This window comes from Sphingomonas sp. P4_D12 (assembly GCF_056401895.1).
The window spans coordinates 340,621-357,007 of sequence record NZ_JBFUIL010000004.1 but is presented as its reverse complement, the minus strand read 5'-3'; the positions used below and the strand labels follow the sequence as shown (position 1 = coordinate 357,007).

Annotated in this window: 15 protein-coding genes; 7 read left to right on the top strand and 8 right to left on the bottom strand. The window is 64.5% G+C overall.

Going from position 1 to position 16,387, the window contains the following annotated elements; translation table 11 throughout:
- Positions 1-59: 59 nt before the first annotated feature.
- The 3 genes from AC1DSD_RS09970 to AC1DSD_RS09960 all read right to left on the bottom strand — a co-directional run bounded on the left by AC1DSD_RS09970 (position 60) and on the right by AC1DSD_RS09960 (position 2,610).
- Positions 60-968: a glyoxalase gene (locus AC1DSD_RS09970; protein ID WP_478029873.1), complete on the bottom strand. Its 909-nt coding sequence runs from the start codon at positions 966-968 to the stop codon at positions 60-62.
- Positions 969-1,031: 63 nt separating this feature from the next.
- On the bottom strand, positions 1,032-1,859 hold the full coding sequence (locus AC1DSD_RS09965) for an alpha/beta fold hydrolase (RefSeq protein WP_478029872.1): 828 nt from the start codon (positions 1,857-1,859) through the stop codon (positions 1,032-1,034).
- A 52-nt stretch (positions 1,860-1,911) separates the two neighbouring features.
- Positions 1,912-2,610, bottom strand: coding sequence for a pirin family protein (locus tag AC1DSD_RS09960; RefSeq protein WP_478029871.1), 699 nt, complete (start codon positions 2,608-2,610; stop codon positions 1,912-1,914).
- Between the two features lie 99 nt (positions 2,611-2,709).
- Between AC1DSD_RS09960 and AC1DSD_RS09955 the strand changes: the two genes are divergently transcribed.
- Positions 2,710-3,627, top strand: a complete 918-nt coding sequence (locus AC1DSD_RS09955) for a LysR family transcriptional regulator (protein ID WP_478029870.1) — start codon at positions 2,710-2,712, stop codon at positions 3,625-3,627.
- 144 nt (positions 3,628-3,771) lie between these two features.
- Here the strand turns inward: AC1DSD_RS09955 and AC1DSD_RS09950 are convergent, their stop codons facing one another.
- Entirely contained in the window at positions 3,772-4,269 is a 498-nt protein-coding gene (locus AC1DSD_RS09950; protein WP_478029869.1) for a hypothetical protein, read from the bottom strand.
- A gap of 387 nt (positions 4,270-4,656) precedes the next feature.
- Between AC1DSD_RS09950 and AC1DSD_RS09945 the strand changes: the two genes are divergently transcribed.
- Positions 4,657-7,311, top strand: a complete 2,655-nt coding sequence (locus AC1DSD_RS09945) for a TonB-dependent receptor (RefSeq protein WP_478029868.1) — start codon at positions 4,657-4,659, stop codon at positions 7,309-7,311.
- Positions 7,311-8,399, top strand: a complete 1,089-nt coding sequence (locus AC1DSD_RS09940) for a Ca2+-dependent phosphoinositide-specific phospholipase C (protein WP_478029867.1) — start codon at positions 7,311-7,313, stop codon at positions 8,397-8,399. Before AC1DSD_RS09945 ends, AC1DSD_RS09940 begins: the two co-directional genes overlap by 1 nt.
- A 142-nt stretch (positions 8,400-8,541) precedes the next feature.
- Here AC1DSD_RS09940 and AC1DSD_RS09935 read toward each other — a convergent pair whose 3' ends face one another.
- Positions 8,542-9,090 (bottom strand): UrcA family protein, encoded by a 549-nt coding sequence (locus tag AC1DSD_RS09935; protein WP_478029866.1) that lies wholly within the window; start codon positions 9,088-9,090, stop codon positions 8,542-8,544.
- Between the two features lie 144 nt (positions 9,091-9,234).
- On the opposite strand from AC1DSD_RS09935, the gene AC1DSD_RS09930 reads away from it, so the two are divergent.
- From AC1DSD_RS09930 to AC1DSD_RS09915, 4 genes are all read left to right on the top strand, one after another.
- Entirely contained in the window at positions 9,235-10,443 is a 1,209-nt protein-coding gene (locus tag AC1DSD_RS09930) for a hypothetical protein (RefSeq protein WP_478029865.1), read from the top strand.
- Between the two features lie 72 nt (positions 10,444-10,515).
- Positions 10,516-12,207, top strand: a complete 1,692-nt coding sequence (locus AC1DSD_RS09925; RefSeq protein ID WP_478029864.1) for a sensor domain-containing diguanylate cyclase — start codon at positions 10,516-10,518, stop codon at positions 12,205-12,207.
- Positions 12,208-12,369: 162 nt separating this feature from the next.
- Entirely contained in the window at positions 12,370-12,573 is a 204-nt protein-coding gene (locus AC1DSD_RS09920) for a hypothetical protein (RefSeq protein WP_478029863.1), read from the top strand.
- Between the two features lie 43 nt (positions 12,574-12,616).
- Complete coding sequence (locus AC1DSD_RS09915) at positions 12,617-14,338, top strand: long-chain-fatty-acid--CoA ligase (RefSeq protein WP_478029862.1); 1,722 nt, start codon at positions 12,617-12,619, stop codon at positions 14,336-14,338.
- On the opposite strand, the gene AC1DSD_RS09910 is transcribed toward AC1DSD_RS09915, so the two are convergent.
- The 3 genes from AC1DSD_RS09910 to AC1DSD_RS09900 all read right to left on the bottom strand — a co-directional run bounded on the left by AC1DSD_RS09910 (position 14,319) and on the right by AC1DSD_RS09900 (position 16,366).
- On the bottom strand, positions 14,319-15,338 hold the full coding sequence (locus AC1DSD_RS09910; protein WP_478029861.1) for a C13 family peptidase: 1,020 nt from the start codon (positions 15,336-15,338) through the stop codon (positions 14,319-14,321). The genes AC1DSD_RS09915 and AC1DSD_RS09910 overlap by 20 nt on opposite strands.
- A gap of 83 nt (positions 15,339-15,421) precedes the next feature.
- Positions 15,422-15,739, bottom strand: a complete 318-nt coding sequence (locus AC1DSD_RS09905) for an antibiotic biosynthesis monooxygenase family protein (protein WP_478029860.1) — start codon at positions 15,737-15,739, stop codon at positions 15,422-15,424.
- A 228-nt stretch (positions 15,740-15,967) separates the two neighbouring features.
- Positions 15,968-16,366 (bottom strand): (R)-mandelonitrile lyase, encoded by a 399-nt coding sequence (locus AC1DSD_RS09900; RefSeq protein WP_478029859.1) that lies wholly within the window; start codon positions 16,364-16,366, stop codon positions 15,968-15,970.
- Between the last annotated feature and the right edge of the window lie 21 nt (positions 16,367-16,387).

The following is a 16,387-nucleotide window of genomic DNA, read 5'->3' as shown; positions in this document are numbered from 1 at the left end:
TTCGTTTCCGCACGCCTCGCGGACGGTTCTACAAGTGACCCAATGCGGGAACTCCGCCATCAGCGTGCTGGGGAATGAACTTCGGCAATATAGCCGCCTGGGAATCGGACGATCGCTGATTGCCGATCCCCCTCCGCATGTGGCGCGACGAGTTGCTCGACGCCCGTCGTCGCTGCCTTGGCCAGCGTAGCGGACAGGTCAGGCACGGCATATCCCGTCAGTTCGCGCCCGTAGGGCCAAGGCAATGCTCCACCACTGACAAGTATCGCCATCCGCCCATAGCCCGAGGTCAGCCGAATTCGACGGTAAGTCTTGCCGGGTTCGCCAATCTCAACGCCCGGCGCCGCTTTGTCATCTGACACGACGCGGCCGTGCGAAAACCGCACCCAGCTTTTGACGAACATGTCGGCCGCATCCGGCGTCAGGTGGACGCGGTTCTCCGGCACCGTGGCCAGCGGCGCGTAGCTCGGCTTCACGGTGTGCCAGTAGAGCTGCATGTTCACGCCGCCGGGCCATTGGATGAGCACGTCGCGGCCGATCGGATCGGGGAAGGTATCCACCAGGCGAACGGCGCCCGCCTTTCTCGCCGCCGCGACGGCGGCATCGATATCGGTGACGAGATACCCGGTGCGCTCCGACCCGAACGGATAAGGGACCGGCGTCTTGAACCCGAACACCGATACCATTCCGGCTGGCGTCATCGCGACTTGCGAGAGAGTCATGCTGGCCGTCGGCGTGACCTGAAACTCGCCGCGCTTGCTGGCCGTGCCGCCAAACGTGGCGACAAAGCTGGCGATGAAGCGATCGAAGTCTTCCGGCGCGACGTAAACATGGGTCGAATCATATTGCGGGCCGACCGAATAGTCCGCGGTGATGGCAGCGCCGCCTTCGGATCGGGCCGGTTGCGCCAGCGACGCGCTGGACGCCGTGAACAAGATGGCGGCCGCAAGAAAGATCGAGCGCTTCATGATGCAATTCCTCGATAGTGCGAGACCGCGTGGCGCGTTGAATGCGCCACGCGGTTTGCTCGTTCAGCCCTGGATGAAGGCGAGCAGATCGGCGTTGATCTGATCTGCGTGGATCGTCGGCATGCCGTGCGGATAGCCCGGATAGGTCTTCAACTGCGCCCCGGGGATGAGCTTGGCCGACAGCCGACCGGAGATGTCGATCGGCACGATCTGATCGTCTTCCCCGTGCAGCACCAGAGCGGGCACGGTAATCGCTTTCAGATCCTCGGTGAAGTCGGTCTCCGAGAAGGCTGCGATCCCCAGGGTGTGCGCCAGCGCGGCACCCATCATTCCCTGCCGCCACCAGTTGAGGCGCACACCCTCCTTCACCTCCGCGCCATCGCGGTTGAAGCCGTAAAAAGGCATCGTGAAGTCGTAATAATATTGGGCGCGGTTGCCGGCGGTCTGGGCACGGATGTCGTCGAACACGGACATCGGCACACCATTGGGGTTGCTGGGCGTCTGCACCATCTGGGGCGGTACGGCGCTGATCAGCACGACCTTGGCGACGCGGCCCGGCTTGGCCCGCGCGGCATAGCGCGCGGCTTCGCCGCCGCCGGTCGAGTGGCCGATATGGATCGCATTCTTCAGGTCGAGCGCATCGGTCAGCTCAATCACGTCGGCGACATAGGTATCCATGTCGTGACCGGTCGCCGACTGGGTCGAGCGTCCATGTCCGCGCCGGTCGTGGGCGATGACCCGATATCCCTTCTGCACGAAGAACATCATCTGCCCGTCCCAGTCGTCGGAGCTCAACGGCCAGCCGTGATGGAACATGATCGGCTGCCCGTCCTTGGGACCCCAGTCCTTGTAGAAGATCTCGGTGCCGTCCTGCGTGGTGATGGTGGTCATGGTCATTCTCCCTGTGGTCGTGTGATGGGGCGTACGCGGTACAAAAAATCACTCAGGCGGCGTCGACCAGGACGATCTCGGCGTCGTTGATCGCGGTGACGCGGAGCACTGGTTCGTCGGCGATTGCCGCACCATCGCGCGCCTCGAGGCGGATTCCGTTGATCTCGACCGAGCCGCTCGCGGGTACGAGGTAGCCGTGACGACCATCGCCCAGCGGATATTCTGCAGTCTCGCCAGCCTTCAGCGTGGCGCCGACGATGCGGGCGTCGGTACGGATCGGCAGCGCATCGGCGTCATCGGTAAAACCGCTGGCCAGCGTCACGAAACGCCCAGAGCGATCTCCCTTGGGGAAGGGCTTGGCGCCCCAGGACGGGGTTTCACCACGGGTCTTGGGCTCGATCCAGATCTGGAAGATCTTCGTCGTACCGGGTTCGCGGTTATATTCGGAATGGCGGACACCCGATCCGGCGCTCATCACCTGAACGTCGCCGGCTTCGGTGCGTCCGATATTACCGAGACTGTCCTGATGCGTGATCGCGCCTTCACGGACATAGGTGATGATCTCCATGTCTGCGTGGCCATGTGGCGGGAAGCCGGTGCCTGCGGCGATCGTGTCGTCGTTCCACACGCGGATCGGGCCCCAGCCCATCCGGGCAGGATCATAGTAATTGGCGAACGAGAAATGATGCTTGGCGTCGAGCCAGCCGTGATTGGCGCTGCCAAGCTCGGCGAAGGGGCGGCGTTCGATCATCTTGTGTCTCCGGAGGAGCGTCGTTGCTCCGATGACTGCAAGATGCGGTCGAAACCGACTTGACGAAATAGAAACGTTGGCATCACATCATTGCCGAAAATGACAAGACGACTTCCCGACCTCGAAGCTTGGGCGATCTTTGCGAAGGTCGCCGAAATCGGCTCTTTTTCGGGCGCTGCCAACGAACTCGGCTTGTCCAACCCCACCGTGTCGAAGGCGATCGGGCGGCTGGAGAAGCGGTTGGGATTTGCGCTCCTCGCGCGCACATCGCGCCGACTGTCGTTGACGGAAGCGGGCCGCGCCTCGCTCGATCGCGCATCGCGGATCCTCACCGAAGGGGAGGCGGTGGAAGACGAAGCCGCCGATCAGTCGAAAGTACCGCGCGGGCTCGTGCGGGTCAGCGCGCCATTGTCGTTCGGCACCGCCTATCTTGGCGCCGTGTTGCCCGAATTTCTCGACGCTTATCCGGACATCACGCTCGATTTGGCGCTGAGCGACCGGCGGGTTGATCTCGTGGCCGAGGGATTCGATTTCGCGCTGCGCATCGCCAGCCTCGAGGATTCATCGCTTCTGGCACGCAAGCTCTGCACCGTGCGGATTCTGCTGGTCGGGGCACCGGGCTATTTCGACGCGCGCGGGCGTCCGACGCATCCGGCCGAACTCCTGCGTCACGATGCGCTGGTTTATACCGGGAGCACGCAACGCGGCGCCTGGCGGTTCAGCCACCCGCTGTTCGGCGAGGAAGTGGTCGAACCGCCAGTCCGCCTTTGGGCGGATAATGCCGACATGCTCAATCCGTTGTTGCTGGCACGGCAAGGCCTAGCGCTGCAACCCGAGTTCCTGGTGTGGCGGGAACTGCGTAGCGGGGCACTGGAAATCGGCATGCCTGAATGGTTGCCCAAGCCGCTCGGGTTGCACCTCGTCATGCCACCCAACCCGTTACGGCCACAACGCGTCCAACTGCTGATCGACTATCTGTCCAAGGCACTCGCCGATCCGCCCTGGTCGTTCGCATAGAGCGCAACCGACTGTTCAAGCGGCCTGCTCCCGGTCGGCGCCGGATCTGGTGCAGCGGTAAACGGCGGCTTTTGGACTGCGCATCAAGCTCGCCGAATGACCGAAGCGGGGCGCGTAGCCGAATGAAAGTTGAGATCATCGCCGCTAACGGCGCGATCGGCCGGCGAGGAGGTCCAGCTTGGCAAGATCGGTGCGGGTAAGCTCTTTCCACGGTCGCGACTGCCCGCAGCTGAAATTGACCTCGACGACGTTTCTCATACCACGCGGCAGAACTTGGGTCGCCGGGTTGAGGAAGAGGAGATAGTCGTTGGCTCGATCCGGCAAATTAGGGCCCTTATCCAGATAGAAACCGCCGCTGTCGCGATATGTGAACACGCGCATGGCGTGTGTCGACGGGCCTTTGAACCGGTCGAGCACGCGGACCGTATAGAGCGTCCAGCTGTCGCTGTCGGTGCTATGGTAACGGGCGTTAGTCACCCGCGCGCGGACGACCCAGCGTGAATCCCGAAACTCTTGCGGGATGGAGGTGTAGGAACGCGCCTTTCCGGCGTAGAAATCTGCCTTTGTGTAAAAGCACAGCGCATTTGCCGGGGCTGCAGCAAGAAGGGCCGCGATGGAGCCGATCAGGAAAAGAACGCGCATAACACCTTTTATCGCCGCCTAAGATTGGAACGGCAATCAAACATCGCCGACCCAGCTAATCAAATACTCTCTTGATCGAGTTTAGCGACGCCCGGTGTCGCAGGTCCCGAACTCGTACCAGCGAACGACCACCACATCCGCCGATCGCCAACTACGCGATCGTCAGCCGCCCTACTCCACGCAGGCGCGGCGCGGCTTCCAGGCCGGGCGAAACGTCGCCCGGAGCTTCGCAGATCCACCTCCCGGACCCGGAGCGATCAGGCAATCCGAGTCATCCAAGCGACTTGTACTTGAAACGCTTCTGCAACCACTCCGCCGCCGAAACGCAATAGGGCGGGCTTATTGGCGGCCCCGCCGGGGACTACACCCGAGGGGAGAAACTCAAAAATGTCGCGCACTTCACGCCTGCTTCGGGCGACGCTTCCATTTACCTTCGCCGCGTTGGGCATCGCCCAATCCGCGCATGCCCAGACCGTGGCCGCGGGCGCCGACCAAAGCGTGCAGGATGCGCCGGCAGGCTCCGATGAGGATATCGTCGTGACCGGCTCCTATGCGCGGAGCCTCGCCGCAGCGGCCGAGACCAAACGCCAGGCCGCTTATGGTGTCGATTCGATCGCGTCGACCGATATCGGCAAATTCCCCACCCAGAATGTGGCCGAGGCGCTCCAGCTCGTCACGGGCGTGGCGATCACTCGGCCACGCGGCGAGGGACTCTATGTCAGCGTTCGCGGGCTCGGGCCGCAGTTCCAGAGCACGATGCTCAATGGCCGCACGATCGCGATCAACGACCTGATCGAAAATGGCGGCGCCAATGGCCGCCAGTTCCGCTTCGAGATGCTGCCAGCCGAGTTCGTGTCGCAGATCGACGTGGTCAAGACGCCGACCGCCGACATGACCGAAGGCGCGCTGGGCGGGAATATCGACGTCAAAACTTTTCGCCCGCTCGACGTCGGTACCAAGACCACGCTCAATCTGCGCGGTACCTGGACGACGATGACCGACAAGGTGAAGCCGAACGCCACCGCGATCACCAGCTTCAAGAACGGCGACGGCACGTTCGGTATCCTCGCCGGCGCGCAATATTGGGCCAAGTCGGTCCGCAACGACCGCTGGTACAATACGGGCTGGACCCTCGACCGGTTCACGTCGGTGCTTGGCACTGGCTTTTACACGCCGACCCGCACCCGTCCGACGATCGAGACCGAGGACCGCAAGCGCCTCTCGGGGTTGATCTCGGCGCAGTGGCGGCCCTCGCCCGGGCTCGAGACCACGCTCGACGTGCTCGCGACGCGGCTCGACGTCGCCTATGATGAATTCGGCCTCGACATCTATCCCGATGACACCAGCGTCGCGGGACACCGCCCGGTGCTGGTGCCGGGATCGGTCAAGCTCGACGGCAACACCGTCGTCGCCGCGACGATCAACGACGTGCGTTTCATGGCGTCGCGCGAATACAGCCTCAACCGTCACGACCTGCTCAGCATCGGCCTGAAGCAGAGCTGGAAGCCCGACGGCTGGGACATCTCGGCCAATCTCAACTGGTCCTACGCGCATAGCTTCCACCCCAGCTATGCCCAAGGCACCGTGCGCAGCCGCGCGATGTTCTTTGCGCCGCTGACCTATGACGCGTCGGGCGGGTACAAGGTGATCCCGACCTTCACCACGCCGGTCGACCCGACCAATGCCGCGAACTACGTGCTCTATCCGTTCAACATCGCGCCAAAGAACAGCAAGGACTGGGACAGATACGCCCGGTTCGACGTCGGTCACGACATGCATGGCTTTCTCCGCAAGATCACGGCCGGCGGCGAATATCACTCGCGCAAGCGGGATTATTGGCGCCGCGATTTCACCGTCAATCCGGGCCAGATTCCGCTGACCGGCTTCGCGCCGAACGGGTTCGAGCAAATCCCGTTCGACAACTTCCTGAGCGGCGTGCCCGGCAATGCGCCGCGTAGCTGGCTCGTGCCGATCACCAGCGTCTTCTACGACAAATTGTTCACCGACGCCGTGGCCAACGCGCCGCTGTCCGCGAGCGACTTGCGTGCCTCCTATGTGGTGACCGAGAAGACGGCGAGCGCCTATCTGCGCGCCGATTATGCCTTCGCGCTGGGTGGAGTCGATGTGACCGGCAATATCGGCGTGCGCTACGTGCACACCGATCAGGTGGCGAGCGGCACATTGACGATCGGCACCGCGCCGACGCCGGCGAGCTTTCCCAAGACCTTCAACAACTGGTTGCCGAGCTTCAACCTGCGCGCCGAGCTGAGCCCGACCCTGATCGCGCGCCTCGCCGCCAGCCGCGTGCTGACTCGACCCAACGTGACCCAGAGCGCGCCGCAGATCAGCGTGTCCACCGACGCGCCGACCGGAAGCGGCGGCAATCCCGAGCTCGTGCCCTTCCTCGCCACCCAGTTCGACGGTTCGCTCGAATGGTATTTCAATCGCAAGGGCTCGCTCACCGCGGCCCTGTTCTACAAGGCGATGGACAATTACATCACCGCGCAGAACGTCAATGTCGAGATTCCGGGCCGCGGCACGATCCTGCTGAGCACGCAGGTCAATGGCGGCAATGCCAAGGTCTATGGCGCGGAGGCGGCCTACAACCAGGTATTCACCTTCCTGCCCAAGCCGTTCGACGGGCTGGGTATCCAGGCGTCGTACACCCACACGTCGGTGCAGGCGAATTACACGGCCGGCGCGCGGACGATCAAGGATCAGCTGATCGGCCTGTCGAAGAACAGCTTTAACCTGGTCGGCTTCTATGATTACGGCCCGGTGTCGGCGCGGCTTTCCTACACCTGGCGCGACAAGTATCTCTCGGGCACGGGCAGCACCACGCAGACGCCGAGCTATGTCGATGCTTTCGGCTCGCTGGACGGCAACGTCTCCGTCCGGATGATCGGCAAGACGACGCTGAGTGTCGAAGCGATCAACATCGCCGGAGCGAAGCAGTATAGCTATAACGACGATCCCCTGCGCTATAACGAGATCCATTATTGGGGCCGGACGATCCTGTTCGGCGTGCGGACGGAGTTCTGATGCTCAAGGGGCTTCTCACCGCCGCTGCGCTGGCGTTGGCCGGCACGGCGACGCCGCCGCGTGCGATGAACGACATTCAGGTCATCGGTTCGCACAACAGCTTCAAGGCGCGGATTCCGGCGGCCGTCATGGCGCAGATCCGCTCGACGGCGCCGGCGATGGCCGACGGGCTCGATTATTATCATCTGCCGCTGGCCCAGCAACTCGACGCGGGCGTGCGTCAGATCGAGATCGACATCTTCGCCGATCCCGAGGGCGGGCGTTATGCCGACCCAAAGGGGGAGGCCTTGGCGCGGGCAGCCGGGGAGGCGACCGGTTTCGACCGGGCGAAGATGCTCAAGCCCGGCTTCAAGGTGTTCCACATTCCTGATGTGGACTATCTCAGCACCTGCACGACCCTGGTCGAGTGCCTCGGCGAAGTCGATCGCTGGTCACGGGCGCATCCCGACCACTTGCCGATCATGATCACGATCAATGCCGCGGACACGCCTTCGGGGCGGCCGGGAATCACCGTCCCGCTGGCGCTCGACAAGCCCCTGCTCGATGCTTTGGATCGAGAGATCCGTTCCGTGCTCCCCGGCAAGCGGCTGATCACCCCGGACGAGGTGCGCGGGGGCGCGGCGACGCTGCGCGAAGCGGTGCATAGCCGCGGCTGGCCGGCGCTGACGGCCGCGCGGGGGCGTATCTACATCCTGCTCGACGTGCGCGCGGCGGTGTCTGATCTCTATCGCGTCGGACACCCTTCGCTCGCGGGGCGGGCGATGTTCGGCTGGTATCCCGACGATCAGCCCGAATCGGCGGTGCAGATCGTCCAGGACCCGCTTGTCGACGGCGCGAAGATCCGCAAATGGGTGCGCGAGGGCTTGATCGTGCGGACCCGCACCGACGCCAATACGGTCGAGGCGCGCAGCCGTGACTATTCCAAGGCCAAGGCCGCGATGGCGAGCGGGGCGCAAGCGGTGAGCACGGACTATTACCCGGGCGCTCCCGATCCGCTCAATCTCGGCTTCGTGGTGACGCTACCCGAGCGCGCGATGGCGCGATGCAGTCCGGCGCGGGTGTCCGCCAGCTGCCGGCTCCGGCCCTGACTGGTATTGTACTGCCCTGCCGGTCGCCCGCGCCATCATACTGAAGGCGCTCGACGTCCTGCAGCGCTCGTCCAAGGCACATCTGCTCGTTGTCGAACGGGACGCGCGCACCGATTAACCAATACGTGATCGTCGACCGCCTCTACTCCACACAGGCGCAGCGCGGTTTCCAGGCCGGGCGGAACGTTGCCGGCGGCGTGCGATAGGTCAGCATGATGGTCGTCGTCTTGGTCGTGGTCGTGGTGATCTTGGTCGTCTTCGACACGAGTTGCGCCGGTGGCGCGGGGATCGGCAGATAGGCGATCCTGGGCAGTGGCTGGACCACGACCAGTGGCGGTGGCGGCGGTGCGAAACGCCGCATCCGGTAATAGCGCCGATCGGCTTCGCGCTCGAACGCGATGCGGCGGCGCCATTGGTCGCGGGTGACCGCGCGGGCGACTTGCCAGTCGGCGCTCAGCCACGCCTCGTCGCGGCAATCCTCATCCCAGCCGCACATATCGTCGATCCGGCCGCGCAGCCGTTTGATCAGCCGGTCCATGCCCCAGCCGGTCGACAAATCGAGATCGGCAACGCTGATCACCGTCGTCTGGATATCGCGATCGTAATAGTCGGAGGCGGCGGCTGCCGGCGCGATCAGCGCAGCGGCCGACATGACGGCCGGCAAGCCGACGAACACAAGCGATCGGGTCATCACGCCCTCATCCGTTAACCACGTTCCGATCGCATAACGACCCCGATGGTTCCGCGAGTCAAGCAAGCTGCCCGTCGGGTTCGTCCAATCTGGGGACTCGGCTATCATGCTATCCGGCTGCACAACCAGAGCGGGGGTGTATCCATGCGACGCCATTTGATTCCGTTAGCGGCCGGTGCCGCGGCAATCGCGACGATCGTGAGCATCGGCTATTCGGCGCCGCCGTCGGCACCGCCAAAGGCACGCTATCAGATGGATGTCGCGACCACGTCGGGCTTCGGCGCGGGCGGCGCCAATCCGATGAAAATGATGTTCGGCGGCGGGCGTGGCGGCGGTTCGGTCGCGCACACGCTGATCTTGCGCCTGGGCTCGACGCTCGCGCCGGCCGGCAGCACGCCGCAGGCCGATCACTTCATGCCCGCTGGCATGCAGCTTGGCCCGTCGGTCCCGCTGACCTCGCCCCAGTCGACCCCGACCGAAGGAATGCCGGGCGAGATGCGCCGACCGAAGGGCCGTTTGCTGATCTTCTGGGGCTGCGGCGCGCATGTCGGCCCGGGCCAGCCAGTGGTCGTCGACTTTGCCAAATTGGGCCAACAGCAATTCCCGCCGGGCCTGTTCACCGCCGATGTGCCGGTCGACCGCGGCCCCACCGCGAGCACATCGCGCACCTATGGTGAATGGCCGAATGCCAAATCGGGCAAGTCGGCCAAACCCGGGTCCTCGCTGATCGGCGATCATCGCGTCGCGGGCAATTATTCGCCCGAGATCAAGTTCGCGCTCGATCAGGATTTCATGGCGCCGTTGAACGCGCGTGGCAGCGAGCAATCCGACGGATCGCAGATGCTGAACTGGAATTCCGTCCCGCTGGCGACCGGCTATTATGCCTGGCTGATCGGCGCCCAGGGTTCAGGTGGCGAGGATGCAGACATGGTGTGGTGGACGTCCGCCAGCGGCAAGCAGTTCGGCGGCGGGCTGGCCGACTGGATCGCGCCCGACATGGTTTCCGGCCTGATCGCCCGAAAGATCGTGATGCCGCCTAGCCAGACGAGCTGCCAGATCCCGACCGAAGTGAAACGCGCAGCGGGCGGCTTCATGATGACCCAGCTTTATGCCTATGGTCCCGAACGCAATTTCGCCTATCCGCCGCGCCCGGCCAATGCGCGGTTGCCATGGAAGCCCGACTGGACCGCCAAGGTTCGCTATCGCTCCAATACCACGGTCATGCTCGGCATGCCGGGAATGGATGACATGGGCGATAATGACGGCGGTGCTGCCAACGGCAATAGCGGCAACGAGCCGCCGAAAAAGAAGTGCAAGCCGCGGATCACGCTGGGCGGGTTCAAGCCCTGCTGAATAAAAGGATAAATCACCATATTATGCGTGCGATTTACCAATAATTTGCGGTCGAGGGATTAGGTCGGCGGCATGCGCTTTGCCGGCCTTCCCACCTTGCTGATGACGGCCCTGCTGCTGGCTATATCCTCGCTATGGGCGTTTCCCGCTCGGGCGCGCGGTGCCGTCGTCGGTGCGCCGCTGTCGACCTGCGTCGCCTCGGCACGCGCGGGCGACCAGCCGGCCGCCATGTTCGGCGCTACCGCGCGATACGATTGCACGCATCGCCAGACCTGGTTCGGCGCGGGCGATTACTGGGTGATTTCTCAGCCGCTGACCAACGTTCCCGACGTGGGGAACCGAACGCACGTACGCATCGGGAGCCTTTGGCAGGAGGCCGTGACGCTCTATGCCCTCTATCCCGACGGCAAGATCCGCGGCTGGCGGTTCGACGGGCACCAGGCGAGCAACCACCTCCAATTGGGCGCGATGATCGAATGGCCGCTCCCGGCCGCCATTGGGCCGCCAGTCAGATTGATGTGGCATGTCGAGGGATCGGCCAATTTGCGCGGAATCCTCATCGCGCCGACGATCGCTACCCCTGCTGAATCGGACCGGGCGAACCTCGCGATGGCGGCGATCTATGCCGGGTTCGGCGGGCTGTGCCTGGCCTTGCTGGTATACAATCTCGCCATGTGGGGCGCGCTGCGTCATCCCTTCCAGCTCGCTTATTGCGCGATGGTCGCGGCGTTGATGCTCTACGCGCTGAGTTCGTCGGGAGCGCTCGCGTGGCTCAACCCGACCATGCTCAACAACGATCGCTTGCGGCTCAATTACGTCCTGCTGTCTACGGCGGCGGCGACCGCGTTGATCTTCGCGCGCTATTTCTTCGTGCCCGCGGTAACCGCTGGCTGGGTGGGTAAGGCGGTCAACGCGATCATCGCCGCATCGGTGGTCGCGACCGCGTTCGTTGCTTTATTCGCACCCTGGCACATCCAACTGCTCGACACCGCCTTTTCGCTGACCTTCGCAGCGATCGTCGTCGTCGTCTTCCCGATCATTCGCCGCGCTCGCGCCGAAGGCAGCCCCTATCTCTGGCTGTTCGCGGTCGCCTGGGCGGCGCCGATCCTGTTCGCGGCACTGCGCCTGTTGGGTAATCTGGCGCTGATCCCCTGGAGCTTCTGGCTCGACAATTCGACTATATTGTCGATGGCGTTCGAGGCAGTCATCTCGACCCTGGCAATTGCCTATCGCATCCGCTTGCTCTCGCTCGAACGCGACGAGGCGATCGAACGCGAAATCATCGCAGCACGGCTGGCCGATACCGATCCGTTGACCGGCCTCCTCAACCGCCGCGCCTTTCTGCGCCAGGCGATCGGCCGCGAGACCAATCAGGCGCTGATGTTGACCGATATCGACCATTTCAAGCGGATCAACGAGACCTTGGGTCATGATGGCGGCGACGAGGTGCTGCGCGTCTTCGCCCGCGTGCTGCGCCAGGCCGCGCCGGGTGCGTTGATCGCGCGGATGGGGGGCGAGGAATTCGCCATCCTGTGTCCCGCCGACCGCGCAGTCACACCCGATGCCGTGCTCGCCAAATTGCGATCGGCGCGCATGCCGTTCGACCTGACCGTCACCGCGAGTATCGGCGCCTGCACCGGGCCGCTCGTCACCGAAGCCGACTGGAAAGCGATGTATCGACGCGCCGACCGCGCGCTGTTCGATGCCAAGCAGAGCGGCCGCGATCGCGCGCTCCCCCACCCGACCTCCCATAGAATACCCTGATTGGGAGGTCGGGTGGGGGAGCGGGCCGGCACCGCAACCGTTTCAGCAAAGCTGAAACAGACTCCAACACCGTTTCGGCTGCGAAATCGCGACGGATGGCCGCCGCTTTGGCTTGTCGCTCGCCCTCCGGGGCTTTATAGGAAGCGGCTGGAGGCGCGGGGTATGCGTAAGCGTAAGGCGATGGTCGCGTTAGGGGCATTGCTCGTGCTGGTCGCGGTTGTGCGCCATCCGACCGCCGATATCGAGATCCTGACGCATCGTGACGGCGATCCGACACCGCACCGTATCCAGGCGGCAGTCGATCTGGGCGTGGTCGCGGTCAAGTTCCTGCTGACCTGGACCAGCGGAAACGCGGTCAGTCGCTAAGTCCGCTTGCCGCCGCACCGGCGGCGCGCTTACATCAATGTCAATGAGACAAGACGCGGAGAGCCTATGGCGCGGCAGCGCCTATCGTCACCCCACGCCGTGGGCGACTGATTTTCCGCCTCTGTCGCTGGTCGACATGTTCGAGGCCACTGCGCGAACCTATCCCGAGCGGCCGTTGCTCGACTTCCTCGGTCGCCGTTATTCCTATGCCGAAGTGGTGGGTGGCGCGGCGCGCGTCGCCACCGGACTGGCGCGGATGGGCTATGGGCCGGGCGACCGGATCGGCTTGTTCCTGCCAAACGTTCCGCATTACCTCGCCGCTTATTACGGCGTGCTCAAGCTGGGTGCGACCGTCGTCAATTTCTCGCCGCTCTACACGGCTGACGAACTGGCGCATCAGGTCGAGGATTCGGGGACCAGGCTGCTCTTCACGCTCTCGGCGAGCGCGCTGCTGCCGACCGCGCTCAAGGTGCTCGACCAGAGCGGGCTCGAACGGCTGGTGGTGGGTTCGGTGGCGGGCGCCCTGCCCGCAACCAAGTCGCTTTTCTATCGCCTGTTCCGCGGCAGGGAAGTGACGAAGCGCCCCGACGATGCCCGCATCACCGCCTTTTCCGCGCTGATCGCCAATGACGGTGTCAACGATTTCCCGGCGATCGACCCCGCAACCCAGCTCGCGCTGATCCAATATACCGGCGGCACCACCGGCACGCCTAAAGGCGCGATGCTGACCCACCAGAATCTGTCGGCCAATGCCCGCCAGGTCGAGGGGCTGGATCCGCATCCCGGCGAGGAGGATCGGATCATCGGCGTGCTGCCGCTGTTCCACGTCTTCGCCAATACCTGTGTGATGAACCGCACCGTCGCCAATGGCGGCATGATCGTGCTGCTGCCGCGCTTCGATGGCGCGCAGGTGCTGGCGGCAATCGAGCGGACCAAGGCGACCGCGCTGCCCGGCGTGCCGACCATGTACCAGGCACTGCTCGACCATCCCAAGCTGGCGTCGGCCGATCTCTCCAGCCTCAAATATTGCATCTCGGGCGGCGCCCCGCTCCCGGCCGAGGTCAAGGCGAAGTTCGAAGCCGCGACGGGCGCGCGCGTGATCGAGGGCTATGGCCTGTCGGAGAGTTCGGGCGTCGTATCGTGCAACCCCTATGAGGCCGAAGGCAAATTGGGCACGATCGGCCAACCGATCCCGGCGACCGAGGTGCGGCTGGCCGATAAAGAGGATGCATCGCGTCCCGCCCCCGACGGGCAACCCGGCGAAATCCTGGTGCGCGGGCCGCAGATCATGAAGGGCTATTGGAACCGGCCCGACGCCGATGCCGGGGTGTTCGTTCCCGACGAAGGGGGAGCCTGGCTGCGCACCGGCGATGTCGGCACGATCGACGCGGACGGCTTCATCCATGTCGTCGACCGGTTGAAGGACATGATCGCGGTCAGCGGGTTCAAGGTCTTTCCGAGCCAGATCGAAGCCGTGCTCTATCGCCATCCCGCGGTGAAGGAGGCGCTCGTGATCGGCGTCCCCGACACCTATCGCGGCGAGCAGCCACGCGCTTACGTGACGCTCAACGACGGCGCCACGGCGGCCGGCGACGAGATCAAGGCGTGGCTCAATCCTCAACTCGGCCATCACGAACGCGTCGATCAGGTGGTCGTGCGGCTCGCCTTGCCCAAGACATTGGTCGGCAAGCTCAGTCGCAAGGAACTGGTGGCCGAAGTACAAGCAGAGATGCGCGATCCGAACGTCACTGTTCCAGATCGTTGAGAATCGAGATTGCCGGGCGGCCGACCATTGCCGTCGCGGTCTTGGGCATGCGGGCTTCGAGCGGGGCCAGCCATTTGCCGACACCGCTGCCGATCGAGATTTGCGGCTGCGACGGGGTGACGTGGCCCTGTTTCTCCCATTGCGCTATCAGCGCGCGCGCGTCCTCGCCGGCCTTGGCGAGCGGCACCGGCTGGCGCAGCGCATGGTTGATCATCGCATCGCCGAAAAAGGTCCAGTCGCGGTCGGCCGAACACCCGAACGAGGTGCGGTCAGCCGAGGCTGCGGTTAACAGCGCCGTCGTCTCGCTGGCCATCGCCGGCACGAACACGCCCGAATAACAGGCCGACAGGATCAACAGGCGGTTCCTGATCCCAAGCTCTTCGAACATTCGCGCCATCCGCGCGGGCGAAATGATGCCGAATCCCTCGTCACCGTCATGATAGGCCAGCCCGACCGGCGCGCCGTGCCCGGCGGTGTAGAGGACCAGCACGTCCTCTTTGCGGTCCATCAGTTCGGCGATCCGCGCTAGCGTCAGCGCGAACGCCCGGGGCGTGCCGTTGGGCAAGTCGCTCGGGCCGGACCCGTCGGTGCCGGCAAGCACGATCGTGTGTCCGACCGCATTGTAGCGGCGCGACAGCACCCTGCCCGCCTCGCGCGCTTCGCGCCCGAAGATCGGATCGCTGTCGAGCCCGACCACCACCACATAGGCATCGACCACGCCTTTCTTCTGCGGCTGGAGCGCGGCGAGCGCCTTGTCGAGCCGGCGCTGGTCGGCCAACATCCAGATCGGTGACCGGTCGCGCTCGAGTTCAGGGCCAAGCTCGAGCGACGCTTCCGCCGCCCCCTGATCGTCGCCGGTACCAAGGCCCGGCCAGCCGGTGGTGTGCTGGGGTGCGACATAGGAACCGGTCGCCTGTCCAATTGCCGAACTCGCCAGCGACAGGCTGACGGAAAGCGCCGCTGCCAGCGCGACGAAGCGACGGACAAACTGGTGACGCATGCGACCGGGCCCCCGTTATCGTCCGCATCACGTGGCGTTGTGACGCTCGAAGTCAAGCGGCCCGGTCGTGATATGCGCGAAACCTAGAGTTCGAACACGCGCACTACTTCATAGAGGCCAGGATGCGCGGTGCCGACCCCAGCGTTACGCGCGATCATGCCGGCGTCGCGCAACCGAGCGATGATCGCTTCCGCTGCGGCGAGATCGGTGCTTTGCGCATAATTGACCACCCGAGTCCCATCGAGGCTGCGGTGCAGGCTGGCAGACAACCAGCCCGGCTCTTGGCGCGCAATGGCTACGCCACGTTCGAGTTGTGCGATCATGGCATCCTGTCCGCCCGGCTTGACCGTGAAGACATTGATCTGGGTAACGACTCCCTGGTCGCTGACGATGATCGGCATCTTGCTTGCTCCTTCGCTCACAGGCCGGCGGCGGACTGTCCCCACGCGCAGGCCCCGCGCTGTCGCGCGTCCTGCCGGGGGTTCCGCCACGAATGGCGGAAACGGAGCGTGCATCCCGGGGTGAGATGCAAGGGAGCGGGCTTACCGATATGCCACTCGCGGGTCCTTTTCGACCGGCAAAGGCTAGCAGCGGGCGCCGTGAGTGGCCAGCGACCAATCGAGTGCGATTCAATCGCGGCGGTATTGCTCGTCGGTGACCTTCTCCAGCCAGTCGACCGCCTTGCCGTCGAGCCGCTCCTGGATCGCGATATGCGTCATCGCATTGGTCGGCGTCGCGCCGTGCCAATGCTTCTCGCCGGGCTCGAACCAGATCACGTCACCGGGACGGATTTCCTCCACCGGACCGCCGTCGCGCTGGACCCAACCAAGGCCGGAAGTGACAATCAGTGTCTGGCCGAGGGGATGGGTGTGCCAGGCGGTGCGCGCGCCGGGCTCGAACGTCACGCTGGCACTGGCGATGCGCGCGGGATCTGGCGCCGTGATTAGCGGGTCGATCCTGACCGTGCCGGTGAACCAGTCCGTCGGGCCCTTGCCCGATGGCTGCGACCCGCTGCGCTTGATGTCCATGGCGTCCGTTCCTTTTGGCGA